13 protein-coding genes and 1 pseudogene are annotated in these 12,633 nt (G+C 62.5%); 5 read left to right on the top strand and 9 right to left on the bottom strand.

Translation table 11 applies throughout. From position 1 onward, the window contains the following. The first annotated feature begins 89 nt into the window (after positions 1–89). A complete protein-coding gene (locus tag D9M09_RS24650; protein ID WP_070220528.1) occupies positions 90–1,271 on the top strand; it encodes an acyl-CoA dehydrogenase in 1,182 nt (393 codons plus the stop codon). After that, a complete protein-coding gene (locus tag D9M09_RS24655) occupies positions 1,271–2,530 on the top strand; it encodes a CaiB/BaiF CoA transferase family protein (RefSeq protein WP_070220530.1) in 1,260 nt (419 codons plus the stop codon). The genes D9M09_RS24650 and D9M09_RS24655 overlap by 1 nt, the downstream gene beginning before the upstream one ends. Positions 2,531–2,643: 113 nt before the next feature. On the opposite strand, the gene D9M09_RS24660 is transcribed toward D9M09_RS24655, so the two are convergent. From D9M09_RS24660 to D9M09_RS24670, 3 genes are read right to left on the bottom strand one after another with little or no spacing between them, the layout of a single operon-like run. Then, the gene (locus D9M09_RS24660; RefSeq protein ID WP_070220532.1) at positions 2,644–2,970 is read right to left on the bottom strand and encodes a barstar family protein; all 327 of its coding nucleotides are present in this window, start codon (positions 2,968–2,970) and stop codon (positions 2,644–2,646) included. Positions 2,971–2,978: 8 nt separating this feature from the next. Further along, positions 2,979–3,788, bottom strand: a complete 810-nt coding sequence (dapB, locus tag D9M09_RS24665; protein ID WP_121670611.1) for a 4-hydroxy-tetrahydrodipicolinate reductase — start codon at positions 3,786–3,788, stop codon at positions 2,979–2,981. 19 nt (positions 3,789–3,807) lie between these two features. Beyond that, complete coding sequence (locus D9M09_RS24670) at positions 3,808–4,449, bottom strand: outer membrane protein assembly factor BamE (protein ID WP_070220536.1); 642 nt, start codon at positions 4,447–4,449, stop codon at positions 3,808–3,810. Positions 4,450–4,645: 196 nt separating this feature from the next. Between D9M09_RS24670 and fur the strand changes: the two genes are divergently transcribed. After that, complete coding sequence (fur, locus tag D9M09_RS24675) at positions 4,646–5,077, top strand: ferric iron uptake transcriptional regulator (protein ID WP_034745717.1); 432 nt, start codon at positions 4,646–4,648, stop codon at positions 5,075–5,077. Positions 5,078–5,128: 51 nt separating this feature from the next. Here fur and hrcA read toward each other — a convergent pair whose 3' ends face one another. Both hrcA and D9M09_RS24685 read right to left on the bottom strand, forming a co-directional pair. Continuing rightward, complete coding sequence (hrcA, locus tag D9M09_RS24680) at positions 5,129–6,145, bottom strand: heat-inducible transcriptional repressor HrcA (RefSeq protein ID WP_034745713.1); 1,017 nt, start codon at positions 6,143–6,145, stop codon at positions 5,129–5,131. 117 nt (positions 6,146–6,262) lie between these two features. After that, positions 6,263–6,988, bottom strand: a complete 726-nt coding sequence (locus D9M09_RS24685) for an HAD family hydrolase (RefSeq protein WP_162995788.1) — start codon at positions 6,986–6,988, stop codon at positions 6,263–6,265. 246 nt (positions 6,989–7,234) lie between these two features. Here D9M09_RS24685 and D9M09_RS24690 point away from each other — a divergent pair, with 246 nt between their 5' ends. Then, positions 7,235–7,834, top strand: a complete 600-nt coding sequence (locus tag D9M09_RS24690; RefSeq protein ID WP_070220540.1) for a hypothetical protein — start codon at positions 7,235–7,237, stop codon at positions 7,832–7,834. A gap of 41 nt (positions 7,835–7,875) precedes the next feature. After that, positions 7,876–8,457: a hypothetical protein gene (locus D9M09_RS24695; RefSeq protein WP_121670613.1), complete on the top strand. Its 582-nt coding sequence runs from the start codon at positions 7,876–7,878 to the stop codon at positions 8,455–8,457. A gap of 187 nt (positions 8,458–8,644) precedes the next feature. Here D9M09_RS24695 and mmsB read toward each other — a convergent pair. The 4 genes and pseudogenes from mmsB to D9M09_RS24715 all read right to left on the bottom strand — a co-directional run. Continuing rightward, a pseudogene (gene mmsB / locus D9M09_RS24700) lies at positions 8,645–9,553 on the bottom strand (3-hydroxyisobutyrate dehydrogenase); the annotation flags it as partial. A gap of 14 nt (positions 9,554–9,567) precedes the next feature. Continuing rightward, complete coding sequence (locus tag D9M09_RS24705; protein ID WP_121670615.1) at positions 9,568–10,695, bottom strand: enoyl-CoA hydratase/isomerase family protein; 1,128 nt, start codon at positions 10,693–10,695, stop codon at positions 9,568–9,570. After that, positions 10,688–11,473, bottom strand: coding sequence for an enoyl-CoA hydratase (locus tag D9M09_RS24710; protein WP_070290847.1), 786 nt, complete (start codon positions 11,471–11,473; stop codon positions 10,688–10,690). Before D9M09_RS24710 ends, D9M09_RS24705 begins: the two co-directional genes overlap by 8 nt. Further along, complete coding sequence (locus tag D9M09_RS24715) at positions 11,470–12,630, bottom strand: acyl-CoA dehydrogenase family protein (RefSeq protein ID WP_070290846.1); 1,161 nt, start codon at positions 12,628–12,630, stop codon at positions 11,470–11,472. The genes D9M09_RS24710 and D9M09_RS24715 overlap by 4 nt, the downstream gene beginning before the upstream one ends. Between the last annotated feature and the right edge of the window lie 3 nt (positions 12,631–12,633).

Raw genomic sequence — 12,633 nt, forward strand, 5'->3', positions numbered from 1 at the left:
AAAATCGTTTGCGCAAGGCTAGGCAAAAACCTACCATGAGCCATATTCAATCTTGCGCCGATCACCGGCGCTCACCTGCGAGGCCTGTGATGAGCAAAACCGTATTCGACTGGAATTCCCCCCTGCTGCTGGAAGAACAACTGACGGGCGACGAACGCGCCGTGCTGGAAGCGGCCCGCGACTATTGCCAGGGCAGCCTGGTGCCGCGCGTGCTTGAATCGTTCCGCCATGGCCGCACGGACGCCGCCATCTTCCGCGAAATGGGCGAGCTGGGCTTGCTGGGCACGACGATACCCGAAGAATACGGCGGCGCCGGCCTGAACTACGTCTGCTACGGCCTGGCCGCGCGCGAAGTCGAGCGCGTCGATTCGGGCTACCGCTCGATGATGAGCGTGCAATCATCGCTGGTGATGGTGCCGATCAATGCCTTCGGCAACGAAGAAACCAAGCAGAAATACCTGCCGAAACTGGCGACGGGCGAATTCATCGGCTGCTTCGGCCTGACGGAACCGAACCATGGTTCCGACCCTGGCAGCATGGTCACGCGCGCGCGCAAGGTACCGGGCGGCTACAGTATCTCCGGCGCCAAGATGTGGATCACCAACAGCCCGATCGCCGACGTGTTCGTCGTCTGGGCCAAGGACGATGAAGGCGCGATCCGCGGCTTCGTGCTGGAAAAAGGCTGGAAAGGCCTGTCGGCGCCGGAAATCCACGGCAAGGTGGGCTTGCGTACCAGCATCACCGGCGAAATCGTCATGGATGAAGTATTTTGCCCGGAAGAAAACGCCTTCCCCGACGTGCGCGGCCTGAAAGGTCCATTTACTTGCCTGAACAGCGCCCGCTACGGCATCGCCTGGGGCGCGCTGGGCGCGGCCGAAGACTGCTACCTGAAGGCACGCCAGTACACGATGGACCGCCAGCAATTCGGCCGCCCATTGGCTGCGAACCAGCTGGTGCAAAAGAAACTGGCCGACATGCTGACGGAAATCACCATGGGCTTGCAAGGGTGCTTGCGCCTGGGCCGCATGAAGGATGAGGGCTCGCCCGCCGTGGAAATCACCTCTATCATGAAACGCAACAGCTGCGGCAAGGCACTGGACATCGCCCGCATGGCGCGCGACATGATGGGCGGCAACGGCATTTCCGACGAGTTCGGCGTCATCCGCCACCTGGTCAACCTGGAAGTGGTGAACACCTATGAAGGCACGCACGATGTGCACGCGCTGATCATCGGCCGCGCCATCACCGGCATCGCCGCCTTCAGCAACTGATGGACGCCTTGGCTTCCACCCTCGCCTCCACCCTGCGGCCCGCGCCGTTGAGCGGCTTGCGCGTGCTCGACCTGTCGCGCGTGCTGGCCGGCCCGTGGGCCGGACAAATGCTGGCCGACCTCGGCGCCGACGTCGTCAAGGTCGAGCAGCCGGGACGCGGCGACGACACGCGCTCCTGGGGTCCGCCGTATCTGAAAGACGCGGACGGCCGCGATACGGCCGAGGCTGCCTACTTCCAGTGCGCCAACCGCAACAAGCGCTCCTTGTGCATCGACCTGGCTGCCCCTGAAGGGCAAGCCCTGGTGCGCAAGCTGGCCGCCGAATCGGACGTGCTGCTGGAAAATTTCAAGCTCGATGGTTTGAAGCAATACGGCCTCGATGCGGCGAGCTTGCTGGCGCTCAACCCGCGCCTCGTGTACTGCTCCATCACGGGTTTCGGCCAGGATGGGCCGTATGCGGCGCGCGCCGGCTATGACTTCTTAATCCAGGGCATGGGCGGCCTGATGAGCATCACGGGCGTGCCCGATGGCCAGCCGGGCGCCGGACCGCAAAAAGTGGGTGTGGCGCAAACGGACATCCTGACGGGCCTGTACGCCACCATCGCCGTGCAGGCCGCATTGGCCGAACGCGAGCGCTCGGGCCTGGGCCAGCATATCGACCTGGCCCTGCTCGACGTGCAAGTGGCCGCGCTGGGCAACCAGGCCGCCAACTACTTGTGCGGAGGCAAGGTGCCGCAGCGCATGGGCAATGCGCATCCGAACATTGTTCCGTATCAAGACTTTCCCACTGCCGATGGCGACATGATTCTGGCGATCGGCAACGATGGACAGTTTTCGCGTTTTTGCGCCGTCGCCGGCCACCCGGAATGGGCGCAGGACGAACGCTTCGCCACCAACCCGCAGCGCGTCGCGCACCGGGCGGTGTTGATACCGTTGATGCGCCAGACCACGGTCATGCGCACGACGGCAGAGTGGATCAGCGCGTTCGAGGCGCAAGCCGTGCCGTGCGGCCCCGTCAACCGCATCGACCAGGTCTTTGCCGACCCGCAAGTGGTGGCGCGTGGCTTGAAAGTGGAGATGCCGCATCCGACGGCGGGCACGGTGGCGCTGGTGGCCAATCCCGTGCGCCTGTCCGGCTCGCCGGTGCAATACCGCTTGCCGCCGCCCTTGCTGGGGCAGCATACGGACGAGGTATTGCAGCAGTGGCTGGGGTTGGACGGTGCGGAGATTGACGGCTTGCGTGAGCGCAAGGTGGTGTAAATGTTGGTCGTCTGGACGTAGGTCGGATTGGCGCTTGCGCGTAATCCGACCTGCACAGCCAACAATGTTGTCGGATTACGGCCCGCAGGGCCTAATCCGACCTACCATTCCATTCACTTGAGTACCAGTTTCAATGCCGGTTTTTCACCGTAATCGTCATAGCGCTCATTGATGCCGGCGATGCAAAACGTGATTTCTTCCAGCAAATCAGGCACTTGCGCCTTCATCGCGTCAGCGTCCTGTACCACGATGTCCAGCACTTCGTTCGGTTTCAAACGGAACTGCGTCATGTTTTCATCGTCGCGCAGGTAGCTGAGGCAATCGACCCAGGCATCCATGCTGTTGCCGTAGAACGCGGGGAAACCGAAGGCTTGCACGCATTGCGCGTGAAAGCTCGCTTCATCGGTGATGTCTTTTCCATTCAGGATGGCTGTGGCCATAGTCTTCCTCAGTTCTTCAGCGACAGCACATCCTGCATGTCGAACAGGCCCGTCGGCTTATCGGCCAGGAAACGCGCGGCGCGCAGGGCGCCGTGGGCGTAGGTGACGCGGCTGCTCGATTTGTGGCTGATCTCGATGCGCTCGCCGATGCCGGCAAACAGCACCGTATGGTCGCCGACGATATCGCCGCCGCGGATGGTAGCAAAGCCGATGGTCGACGGATCGCGTTCGCCCGTCACGCCTTCGCGGCCGTACACGGCGCATTCCTTCAGGTCGCGGCCCAGGGCGCCGGCCACCACTTCACCCATTTGCAGGGCCGTGCCCGACGGCGCATCGACCTTGAAGCGGTGATGCGCTTCGATGATTTCGATGTCGTAGCCTTCGGACAGGCTTTTCGCGGCCAGTTCCAGCAGCTTCATGGTGACATTCACGCCCACGCTCATGTTCGGCGCGAACATGATGGCCGTCTTTTCGGCGGCGGCGGCAATGGCGGCCTTGCCCGCGTCATCGAAACCGGTGGTGCCGATGATCATCTTGATGCCATGCTCGGCGCAATACGCCAGGTGCTGCAAAGTGCCTTCGGGGCGCGTGAAGTCGATCAGGTAATCGGCATTGGCCAGGCCGGCGGCAAGGTCCGACGCGATCAGCACGCCGGCAGGCTTGCCGAGAAAGGCGGCGGCATCCTGCCCGACGCTCGGCGAGCCGGCGCGGTCGAGGGCGCCGGTCAGCACGGCGTCGGGCGCGTTGCTGACCGCTTCGATCAGGATATGGCCCATGCGGCCGCTGGCGCCAGCGATGGCAATTTTCAGTTCAGTCATTTTATTCTCTTACAACAACTTATTTGGTGGGTTCGGCGGCAGGCGTCGGTGCTGGCTCGGCGGCAGGCGCCGTTGCTGGTGCTGGTGCAACGTCAGGCTTGCTCACAGGAATGGCAGGAGCGGCATCGGCCGGTACCGGCACGGCGCTCGGCGCCACGGGCGATGGCACGACGGCGGCAGGCACGTCAGCCTTGGCGACCTTGGCGAATGGCGACGGACCGGCGATGCGGTCGATATATTCTTTCTCCGTCGGCAAGTTGCCGCCTTCGAAACGTTCAACCTTGCCATCCTTGCCGAAGTACACGACCACGCGGCTGCTAGTGGTTTCGCCACTGCCCCGCGCCAGACGGAATGGATAATCCCAGCGGTCGGCATGGAAGATATCGGTCAGCAGCGAAGTGCCGAGGACGAAACGCACCTGGTCGCGCGTCATTCCTACTTTCAACTGGGCCAGCATCTCTTCGGAGACAAAGTTGCCTTGTTGAATGTCAGGACGGTAGGGCGAGAAAAACCACATGAATTTTTGCAGCGGCGTAATGGTGGTCGTTTGTGCGCCCTGTTCGGGAACCAGTTCCTTGCCTTCTTTTTGAGCAGCTGCCGGCTTTTCGCCAAGAATGCCACGGTTGGCGCAGCCGGACACGGCCAGCGCGACACAGACCATGCCTGCCACGACTGGTGCTCGAAATGAAATACGGTGCCAGAGAGATGGCAATACAGCCGGGGTTACGCGCATAAATGACCTCAATTGGATGAACAAAACGCCAGGAGTGACCGGCCCGCCAAAAAAAAGCATATTTTGGCACTCCCCGACAAAACGCTATATGATAAAGCACCTGACCCACATACGAGCAACAAACATGAGTAACAATCCTAGTGATCTCAAGGCAAGCGGCCTGAAAGCCACCCTGCCACGGCTGAAGATACTCGATATCTTCCAGAGTAGCCCGGTACGCCACCTGACCGCGGAAGACGTCTACAAGATTCTGCTGGCCGACAATATGGATGTCGGCTTGGCAACTGTCTACCGTGTCCTCACGCAATTCGAACAAGCCGGCTTGCTTAACCGCAACCATTTTGAAACCGGCAAGGCGATTTTCGAACTCAACGAAGGCTCCCACCACGACCACCTGGTGTGCCTCGACTGTGGCCGGGTCGAAGAATTCTTCGACGAAGAAATCGAAATCCGCCAGCAAAAAGTGGCCGAAGAGCGCGGCTTCAAGATCGCCGAACACGCCCTGGCCATCTACGGCAACTGCACCAAGACAGCTTGCCCGCACAAAACAGCCTGACCCACGCCGGCCGTTCCCGCAAGGGGCCGGCCGGCGCAGCATTGAACCGCATCAATGATGGCTGAGCGCGCTCGACAGCAGCTTGGCCGTGATGTCGACGATCGGGATAACGCGCTCGTAAGCCATGCGCGTCGGTCCGATCACTCCCAACGTTCCCACGATCTTGCCGTTGACTTCATACGGCGCCGTCACCACGCTCATCTCATCCATCGGCACCAGGTTCGATTCGCCGCCGATGAAAATCTGCACGCCCGTCGCCTTGCTCGACACGTCGAGCAGCTGCATCAAGCCCGTTTTTTGCTCGAACATGTCGAACATCTGGCGCAGCGAATGCATATTCGATGACAGATCGCTCACGCTGAGCAAGTTGCGCTCGCCGGAAATCACCATGTCATCGCTATGATCGGCCATCGCTTCGCTGCCCGCCTCCACGGCCGCCTGCATCAAACTGCCCATGTCGTCGCGCAACTGGCGCAGCTCGCCTTGCAGGCGCACGCGCACGGCGTCGAACGACAGGCCGCCATAATTCTGGTTGATGTAATTAGCCGATTGCACCAGTTGCGCCGGCGTATAGTCGGCCTCCGTCAGCAATAAACGGTTCTGCACATCGCCGCCGGGAGCGACGATGACGAGCAGGATGCGTTTTTCGGACAGGCGCAGGAATTCGATTTGCTGGAACACGGATTCGCGGCGCGGGCTGAGCACGACGCCGGCGAACTGCGACAGCGACGACAGCATCTGCGCCGCGTTGGCGATGGTTTTTTGCGGCTGCGGTGTCTGCAGGCGCATGCGCGACTCCACCAGGTGCTCGTCCAAGTGCCGGACGGTCAGCAAGGTGTCGACAAAGATGCGGTAGCCACGCGGCGTGGGGATGCGTCCGGCCGAGGTATGCGGACTGGACACATAACCGAGCTCTTCCAGGTCGGCCATGATGTTGCGGATCGTGGCCGGCGACAGGTCGAGGCCGGAAATTTTCGACAAGGCGCGCGAACCGACCGGCAGGCCGTCGGCGATATATCGCTCGACCAGGGCTTTCAGCAGTGTTTGGGCACGTGTATCGAGTTGCATGGTGTCTTAGGTAAGCAAATATTCTTTAAACAAGCATATTGTTAAGCAAGCGGCAACGAAAGCGGCCGAACGTGCATCAACAGCGCCTATTATGCACGTTCGCCCGTCCGACGGCGATCAATCTTCCAGCTGCCCCTGCAGCCACAGCAGCAATTCATCAAAGTTGGCGCAGATGGCGTCGGGCTGCACGCCGGCGGCCAGATGGGCATCGCTGCCCTTGCGGTTCATCCACACGGCACGCATGCCCGCCCCTTGCGCCCCCGTGACATCGAAATACAAGTCATCGCCGACATACACGGCCTCATGCGGCGCCACGCCCAGCGCGGCGCAACCGGCCAGGAAGATGCTGGCGTCAGGCTTGGCGACGCCGAAATCGCTGGCGGCAATCGACACTTTAAAATGCTGCGCCAGGCCGATAATTTCAAGGTCCGCATTGCCATTCGAGATCGAGCCGACCAGCATGCGCTGCCCCATCCAGGCCAGGCCGGGCAAGACATCGTCATACGGCTGCACGCGATGGCGCGCCGCCAGGAACTGCGCGATGGCGCCGTCGACCAGGGCGGGATCTTCGCCGGCGGCCTCGAAGGCGGTCAGCAAGCCCGCGCGGCGCAGCTCGATCAAATTGCCATGGAAATGCGGTTGTTCATTGAGCATGGCCAGACGGTGCTGGCGCAACAGCTCGATGGAAAACTGCTGCGCCACCTTGGGCGCATGCGTGGCCAGCCAGTCGTGCAGCAGGGTTTCGGCGGCGGCAATCACGGGCGCGATGGGCCACAAGGTATCGTCGAGGTCGAAGAGGATGGCCTTGGGCGGCACGGCAGGTTTTACAGGGGCAAGAGACATGGAACTCACTATATAGATGCCGCGTCACGGTGCGCAGCCCGCAGCTATTGTCGCACCGATCGCCGCCGCCGGCATGGCGGCGCCCCCATGAAATGGGGCCGGGCCGGCGCTTCCCGGCGAAAAATTGTTACAGGGTGATACAAGGCAAGATCATCCGGCTTGCCAGATAGACTAAAATAGGCGCCATTCCAATGCGGCGCCAGCGTCCGCGTTGCGCTACCCAACCTAATTCGTTTTGGAGAATGTATGAAAAATTTGTACCTGCGCTCGATGCTGGCGGCGGCTTGCGCCGTCACATTGGCGGCCTGCGGCGGCAGCGGCGGCAATCTGTATCTGAGCGGCCAAGTCGTCAATCTGGCAAAAGATGGCCTGATTCTGCTGAATGACGGCGAACGCCTGCCTGTCACCTCAGGCCAGACTTCCTTTGTTTTCACCAAGCTGGTCAGCACCGATGACCGCTACGATATCACCATCGCGCAACAGCCAAAAGGCGCCGTGTGCACGATTACCAATGGCGCCGGCAAGGCATCGAGCTATACCGTGACCACGGCCCAGGTGATTTGCGTGACCAATACCTACCCGCTGAGCGGTACGATCACGGGCCTGACCGCAGACGGTTTGACCCTGGCCATCGGCAATATCACCACCAGCCCGCTGAAAGGCAGCACCAGCTATACGTTCCCGAATGTCAATGACGGCATTGCCTACAATATTTCCATCGCGACGTATCCAACAGGCCAGACGTGCAGTTTCGTGGGTTCTGCCAGCGCCAACGGCCGCGATGTCGTCGGCACCATGGGCTCAGCCGCCACGACCGGCGCCGCACTGAACTGCACGGCGCAGTAAGCTACGCGATTCGTCACCACTATATTGGATTGGAGAAATACATGAAGTTATCCTGCCTGCGCCCTATCGCCGCGCTGCTGTTGACCCTGGGATTGGCTGCTTGCGGCGGCAAGGCCTCGTATGATGTCAGTGGCACCGTCAGCAACTTGAACACCGAAGGCCTGGTCCTGGCCAATGGCGGCGATCCGCTCCCGATCAAAGCCGGCCAGACCTCGTTTACCTTTGGCAAGCGCATCGACTATGGCACCGACTACAACATCACCGTGCAGACCCAGCCAGCCCACATGACTTGCACCGTCAGTGGCGGAACCGGCTCGGCCGGTCACTACGTCAGTATCCAGGCATCGGTTTCCTGTGCGCGAAACGCGTACACGGTAGGCGGCACGGTGACTGGCCTGACAGCCGACGGCCTGGTCCTGATCAACGGCAATGCGCAAACCACGGTGGCCAAAGGCAGCACGACCTTCACTCTGGCATCGCCTGTTGCCGATGGCGACAAGTATGGCATCAGTGTATTTACCCAGCCTACCGGCTTGAAATGCACCGTGGCACCCAACACGGGCGTCGGTGTGATGGGTGAAGCAAACGTGACCACCGTGCAGATCGCCTGCAATCCAGGCTAAGACTGTGGCGCTGGCAGCCGCGACGCGGCTGCCATGAAGAGATATCACGAAAATCTATATTTGATATTCGAAAGATAAATTGGAGTTATATGTGGCGATGCAGCATAATGCATCTGTCTCCTCCAACTCTTCCAAGAATTGGATTTAGCCCGCTTTCACCAGCGGGCTTTTTTTTGTCCAAAATTCCTCAGGCGGGTTTATCCAAGCCCGGCTGCAGCATCTGCACGATGCTGGAGAAATCCTGCTGCGCATAGCCGGCTTGCGCATGCATCTGGTACAGCTGGCGCACCAGCCCGCCCAGGGGCGTGGGCGCGTTCGCCGACAGGGCCGACTGCTGCGCCAGACCCAGGTCCTTCAGCATCAGCGCCGTGCCGAAGCCGCCCGTGTAATTGCGCGACGCGGGCGTGCCGTCCATGACGCCGGGCCACGGGTTGTACACTTCCAGGGTCCAGTTGCGCCCCGAACTCTTGGCCATGATGTCGGACAAGACTTTCGGATCGAGGCCATGCGCCACGCCCAGGTTCAGCGCCTCGGCCGTCCCCGCCATCAGTATGCCCAGCAGCATGTTGTTGCAAATCTTCGCCACCTGGCCCGCACCCGCCTCGCCCGCATGGAAGATGTTCTTGCCCATCTTTTCCAGCAGGGGACGCGCCTGCTGCAAGGCCGCCTCGCTGCCGCCGACGATGAAGGTCAGCGTGCCGGCCGCCGCGCCCGCCGTGCCGCCCGAGACGGGCGCATCGATCATGGCAAAGCCCCGCTCGCTGGCCGCCTGCGCCACTTGCCGCGCCACGTCGGCGGCGATGGTGCTGCAGTCGATGAACAGGGCACCGGGCTTGGCCGAATCGAGCACGCCGCCTGCCGCCAGGTACAGTTCCTGCACGTGCTTGTTGGTTGGCAGCATGGTGATGACGGCGTCCGCCGTCTGCACGGCTGCGCTTGCGGATGCGGCCGCCGTGGCGCCCGCCTCGACCAGCGACGCCACAGCCGCCGGCGCCAGGTCGAACACGGACACGTGGAAGCCGGCGGCCACCAGGTTGCGGGCCATCGGCGCGCCCATGTTGCCCAGGCCGATGAAAGCGATATGTTGCATATGTGTCTCCTGTTGTTCTTTTAATGCAGGTCGCGCAAAGGATGGCTATCCCATGGCGCCGTGAAATATTCATTGAGATACGTCTCGCTGACCTCGGCCAGGCTGGCCGGCTGCCACTGCGGCGCGTTGCCCTTGTCGATCAGCAAAGCACGCACGCCTTCGCTGAAGTCTGCATGGGCGCAACATTGCACGGCGACAATGAGTTCCAGCTGGAACACTTGCGCCAGGCTCATGTGGCGCGTGCGTACACGCATGGCCCAGACCAGCGCGGCCGAAGTGGGCGCGCCCTTGTCCAGCGAGTGGGCCGCCTTTTGCAGCCAGACCGAATCGCCGTCATACGCGGCAATGGCGGCCACCACTTCGGGCAAGGTGGGCGCTTGCGTCAGCGCAGCGATGGCGTCAAAGTTGGCGCACACTTCGGACACGGGCAGCATGGAGGCCGGCGCCGAGAAGCCGCGCAGCAGGCGGTCCAGCTGCTCGCTGTTCGCTTGCGGACTGGCTTGCCATTGCGCCAGCGCCAGCGCGTCGAGCACCATGTTCCGTTCTTCCTGGCGCAGGAAATAGTCGCCCAGGCCCGCGAACAGGGCGTCGGCCCCGTTCAAGGGCGCGCCCGTCAAACCCAGGAACAGGCCGCTGCGCCCCGGCATGCGGCCCAGGAACCAGCTGCCGCCCACGTCGGGGAACAGGCCGATGGTAATTTCCGGCATGGCGATGCGCGTGCTTTCCGTCACGACCCGGTGGCTGGCACCGGCCATCAGGCCCAGGCCGCCGCCCATGACGATGCCGCCGCCCCACACCAGCAGCGGCTTCGCATACGTATGGATGCGGTGGTCGAGCCGGTATTCCTCGGCAAAGAAGGCCAGCGCCTGCGGGTTCGGCACGACGCCGGGCTGCTCGACGATGGCCGCGCGCAGGCTGCGCACGTCGCCGCCGGCACAGAATGCCTTGTCGGTCGACGAGTGCAGCACCACGCAGGCGACGGCGTCTTCAGCGGCCCAGCGCACGAGAGCGCCGTCGATGGCGCGGATCATGTCCAGGGTCAGCGCGTGCAGGGATTTGGGCGCATCGAGGGTGATGACGCCCAGCTTCATGCCGCCGGGACAGTCGCGCTCCTCGATTTTCACGGTTTCAAGTAAAGTCTCAACCATTCTTCCACTCCGCCGGACGTTTTTCCAGGAACGCCTGCACGCCCTCTTTCTGGTCTTGCGTATCGAACAGGCCCAGGAACAGGGTGCGTTCATCGGGCAGGGAATCGACGAGCGGATGGCTGCGCGCGCCCTGGATCAGGGTCTTGCATGCCGTCACGCTGCTCGGGCTCTGGCGCGCCACTTTGGCAGCCAGGGCCAACGCCGTGGCGGCAGCCTTGCCGGTTGGAACAACTTCCTCGACGAGGCCGATGGCCAGGGCCTTGGCCGCATCGACTCTCTCGCCGCACAAAATCATGCGCTTGGCCCAGCCTTCGCCCACCAGCCACGGCAAATGCTGCGTGCCGCCCGCGCATGGCAGCAAGCCGACCGAGGCTTCCGGCAAGGCCATCTGCGCGTGCTCCTCGGCAATGCGGATGTCGCACGCGAGCGCGCATTCGAGCCCGCCGCCCATGGCGTAGCCGTTGATGGCGGCGATGCTGACGCCGCGAAACGCGGACAATGCCTCGAACGCCTCGCCAAACGCGGCGGCCATGGCGAAGGCCGTGTCCTTGTTACCGTCGGCAAATACGTTCAGATCGGCGCCGGCCGAGAAGAACTTGGCGCCGCCGCCCGTGATCACGAGAGCGTACACGTCGGCGTCCGCATTCAGGTCGGCCACCAGTTCCTTCAGGGCGTTCAGGCTGGCCAGGGTCCACGTGTGGGCGGGCGGGTTGTCGAGGGTCACCAGGGCCGTATGGCCACGGCGTTCCAGCAGTAAATTTGTATACACTTTGTTCATCGTAAGGTCTCCGTAGCGCCGTCTTTCAAAATCGCTCGCGCGACGATCAGGCGCATGATTTCATTCGTCCCTTCCAGGATCTGGTGCACGCGCGTGTCGCGCACGTGGCGCTCGAGCGGGTACTCGCGGATGTAGCCGTAGCCGCCGTGCAACTGCAGCGCATCGTTGGCCACATTGAAACCCACATCCGTCGCGAAACGTTTTGCCATGGCGCAATACGCCGTCGCATCCGGGCTTTCCTGGTCAAGTTTCCAGGCTGCCAGGCGCACCATCTGGCGCGCCGCCACCAGTTCCGTCAGCATGTCGGCCAGCTTGAATTGCAGGGCCTGGAACTGCGCCAGTTCGCGGCCGAACTGCGTGCGCTCCTTCATGTACGTTTGCGCGCGCGTGAGGGCCGCCTGCGCCGTGCCCACCGAGCACACGGCGATATTGATGCGCCCGCCATCGATGCCCTTCATGGCGATGGCAAAACCTTCGCCTTCCGCGCCCAGCAAGTTGCCAACAGGCACTTTCACCTGGTCGAAGCTGATGATGCGCGTGGGCTGGCTGTTCCAGCCCATCTTTTCTTCTTTCTTGCCATACACGATGCCGGGCAGATTCGCCGGCACGGCAAAGGCGGAAATGCCGGCCGCGCCCTCGCCGCCCGTGCGTGCCATGACGATCAGCATATCCGTCTGCCCCGCGCCCGAGATGAACGCTTTCGTACCGTCGAGCACATAAAAGTCGCCCTCTTTTACTGCCTTGGTGCGCAAGGACGCCGCGTCGGAACCCGATTGCGGTTCCGTCAGGCAATAGCTGGCCAGCTTCCGGCCGGCCGCCAGCGCCGGCACCCACTCGTCGCACAGGGCTTCCTGGCCCCAGCGCGACAGCATCCAGGTGGCCATGTTGTGGATCGTGATGTAGGCCGTGGTCGAGGTGCAGCCACCGGCCAGCTCTTCAAACACGATGGCCGCATCCTGGCGGGACAGGCCCAGGCCGCCCCAGCGCTGCGGCGTGTACAGGCCGCAAAAGCCCATCTCGCCCGCCTTGGCGATGGTGTCCACGGGGAAGATCGATTCCGCATCCCAATGGGCCGCGTGCGGCGCCAGTTCGCCTTCGGCAAACGCGCGCGCCGCCTGCTGGAACTCGCGCTGCTCGTCGCTCAGTTCAAAGTCCATGGC

Origin of the sequence: Janthinobacterium agaricidamnosum (genome assembly GCF_003667705.1) — a bacterium.
Classification (GTDB): domain Bacteria; phylum Pseudomonadota; class Gammaproteobacteria; order Burkholderiales; family Burkholderiaceae_D; genus Janthinobacterium.

What these genes read in the sequence shown, in the direction of transcription:
- D9M09_RS24710 (WP_070290847.1), bottom strand. Translation starts at nt 11,473, where the DNA reads ATGAACAAAGTGTATACAAATTTACTGCTGGAACGCCGTGGCCATACG.
- D9M09_RS24650 (WP_070220528.1), top strand. Translation starts at nt 90, where the DNA reads ATGAGCAAAACCGTATTCGACTGGAATTCCCCCCTGCTGCTGGAAGAA.
- D9M09_RS24705 (WP_121670615.1), bottom strand. Translation starts at nt 10,695, where the DNA reads ATGGTTGAGACTTTACTTGAAACCGTGAAAATCGAGGAGCGCGACTGT.
- D9M09_RS24695 (WP_121670613.1), top strand. Translation starts at nt 7,876, where the DNA reads ATGAAGTTATCCTGCCTGCGCCCTATCGCCGCGCTGCTGTTGACCCTG.
- D9M09_RS24655 (WP_070220530.1), top strand. Translation starts at nt 1,271, where the DNA reads ATGGACGCCTTGGCTTCCACCCTCGCCTCCACCCTGCGGCCCGCGCCG.
- D9M09_RS24690 (WP_070220540.1), top strand. Translation starts at nt 7,235, where the DNA reads ATGAAAAATTTGTACCTGCGCTCGATGCTGGCGGCGGCTTGCGCCGTC.
- dapB (WP_121670611.1), bottom strand. Translation starts at nt 3,788, where the DNA reads ATGACTGAACTGAAAATTGCCATCGCTGGCGCCAGCGGCCGCATGGGC.
- fur (WP_034745717.1), top strand. Translation starts at nt 4,646, where the DNA reads ATGAGTAACAATCCTAGTGATCTCAAGGCAAGCGGCCTGAAAGCCACC.
- D9M09_RS24715 (WP_070290846.1), bottom strand. Translation starts at nt 12,630, where the DNA reads ATGGACTTTGAACTGAGCGACGAGCAGCGCGAGTTCCAGCAGGCGGCG.
- D9M09_RS24685 (WP_162995788.1), bottom strand. Translation starts at nt 6,988, where the DNA reads ATGTCTCTTGCCCCTGTAAAACCTGCCGTGCCGCCCAAGGCCATCCTC.
- hrcA (WP_034745713.1), bottom strand. Translation starts at nt 6,145, where the DNA reads ATGCAACTCGATACACGTGCCCAAACACTGCTGAAAGCCCTGGTCGAG.
- D9M09_RS24660 (WP_070220532.1), bottom strand. Translation starts at nt 2,970, where the DNA reads ATGGCCACAGCCATCCTGAATGGAAAAGACATCACCGATGAAGCGAGC.
- D9M09_RS24670 (WP_070220536.1), bottom strand. Translation starts at nt 4,449, where the DNA reads ATGGTCTGTGTCGCGCTGGCCGTGTCCGGCTGCGCCAACCGTGGCATT.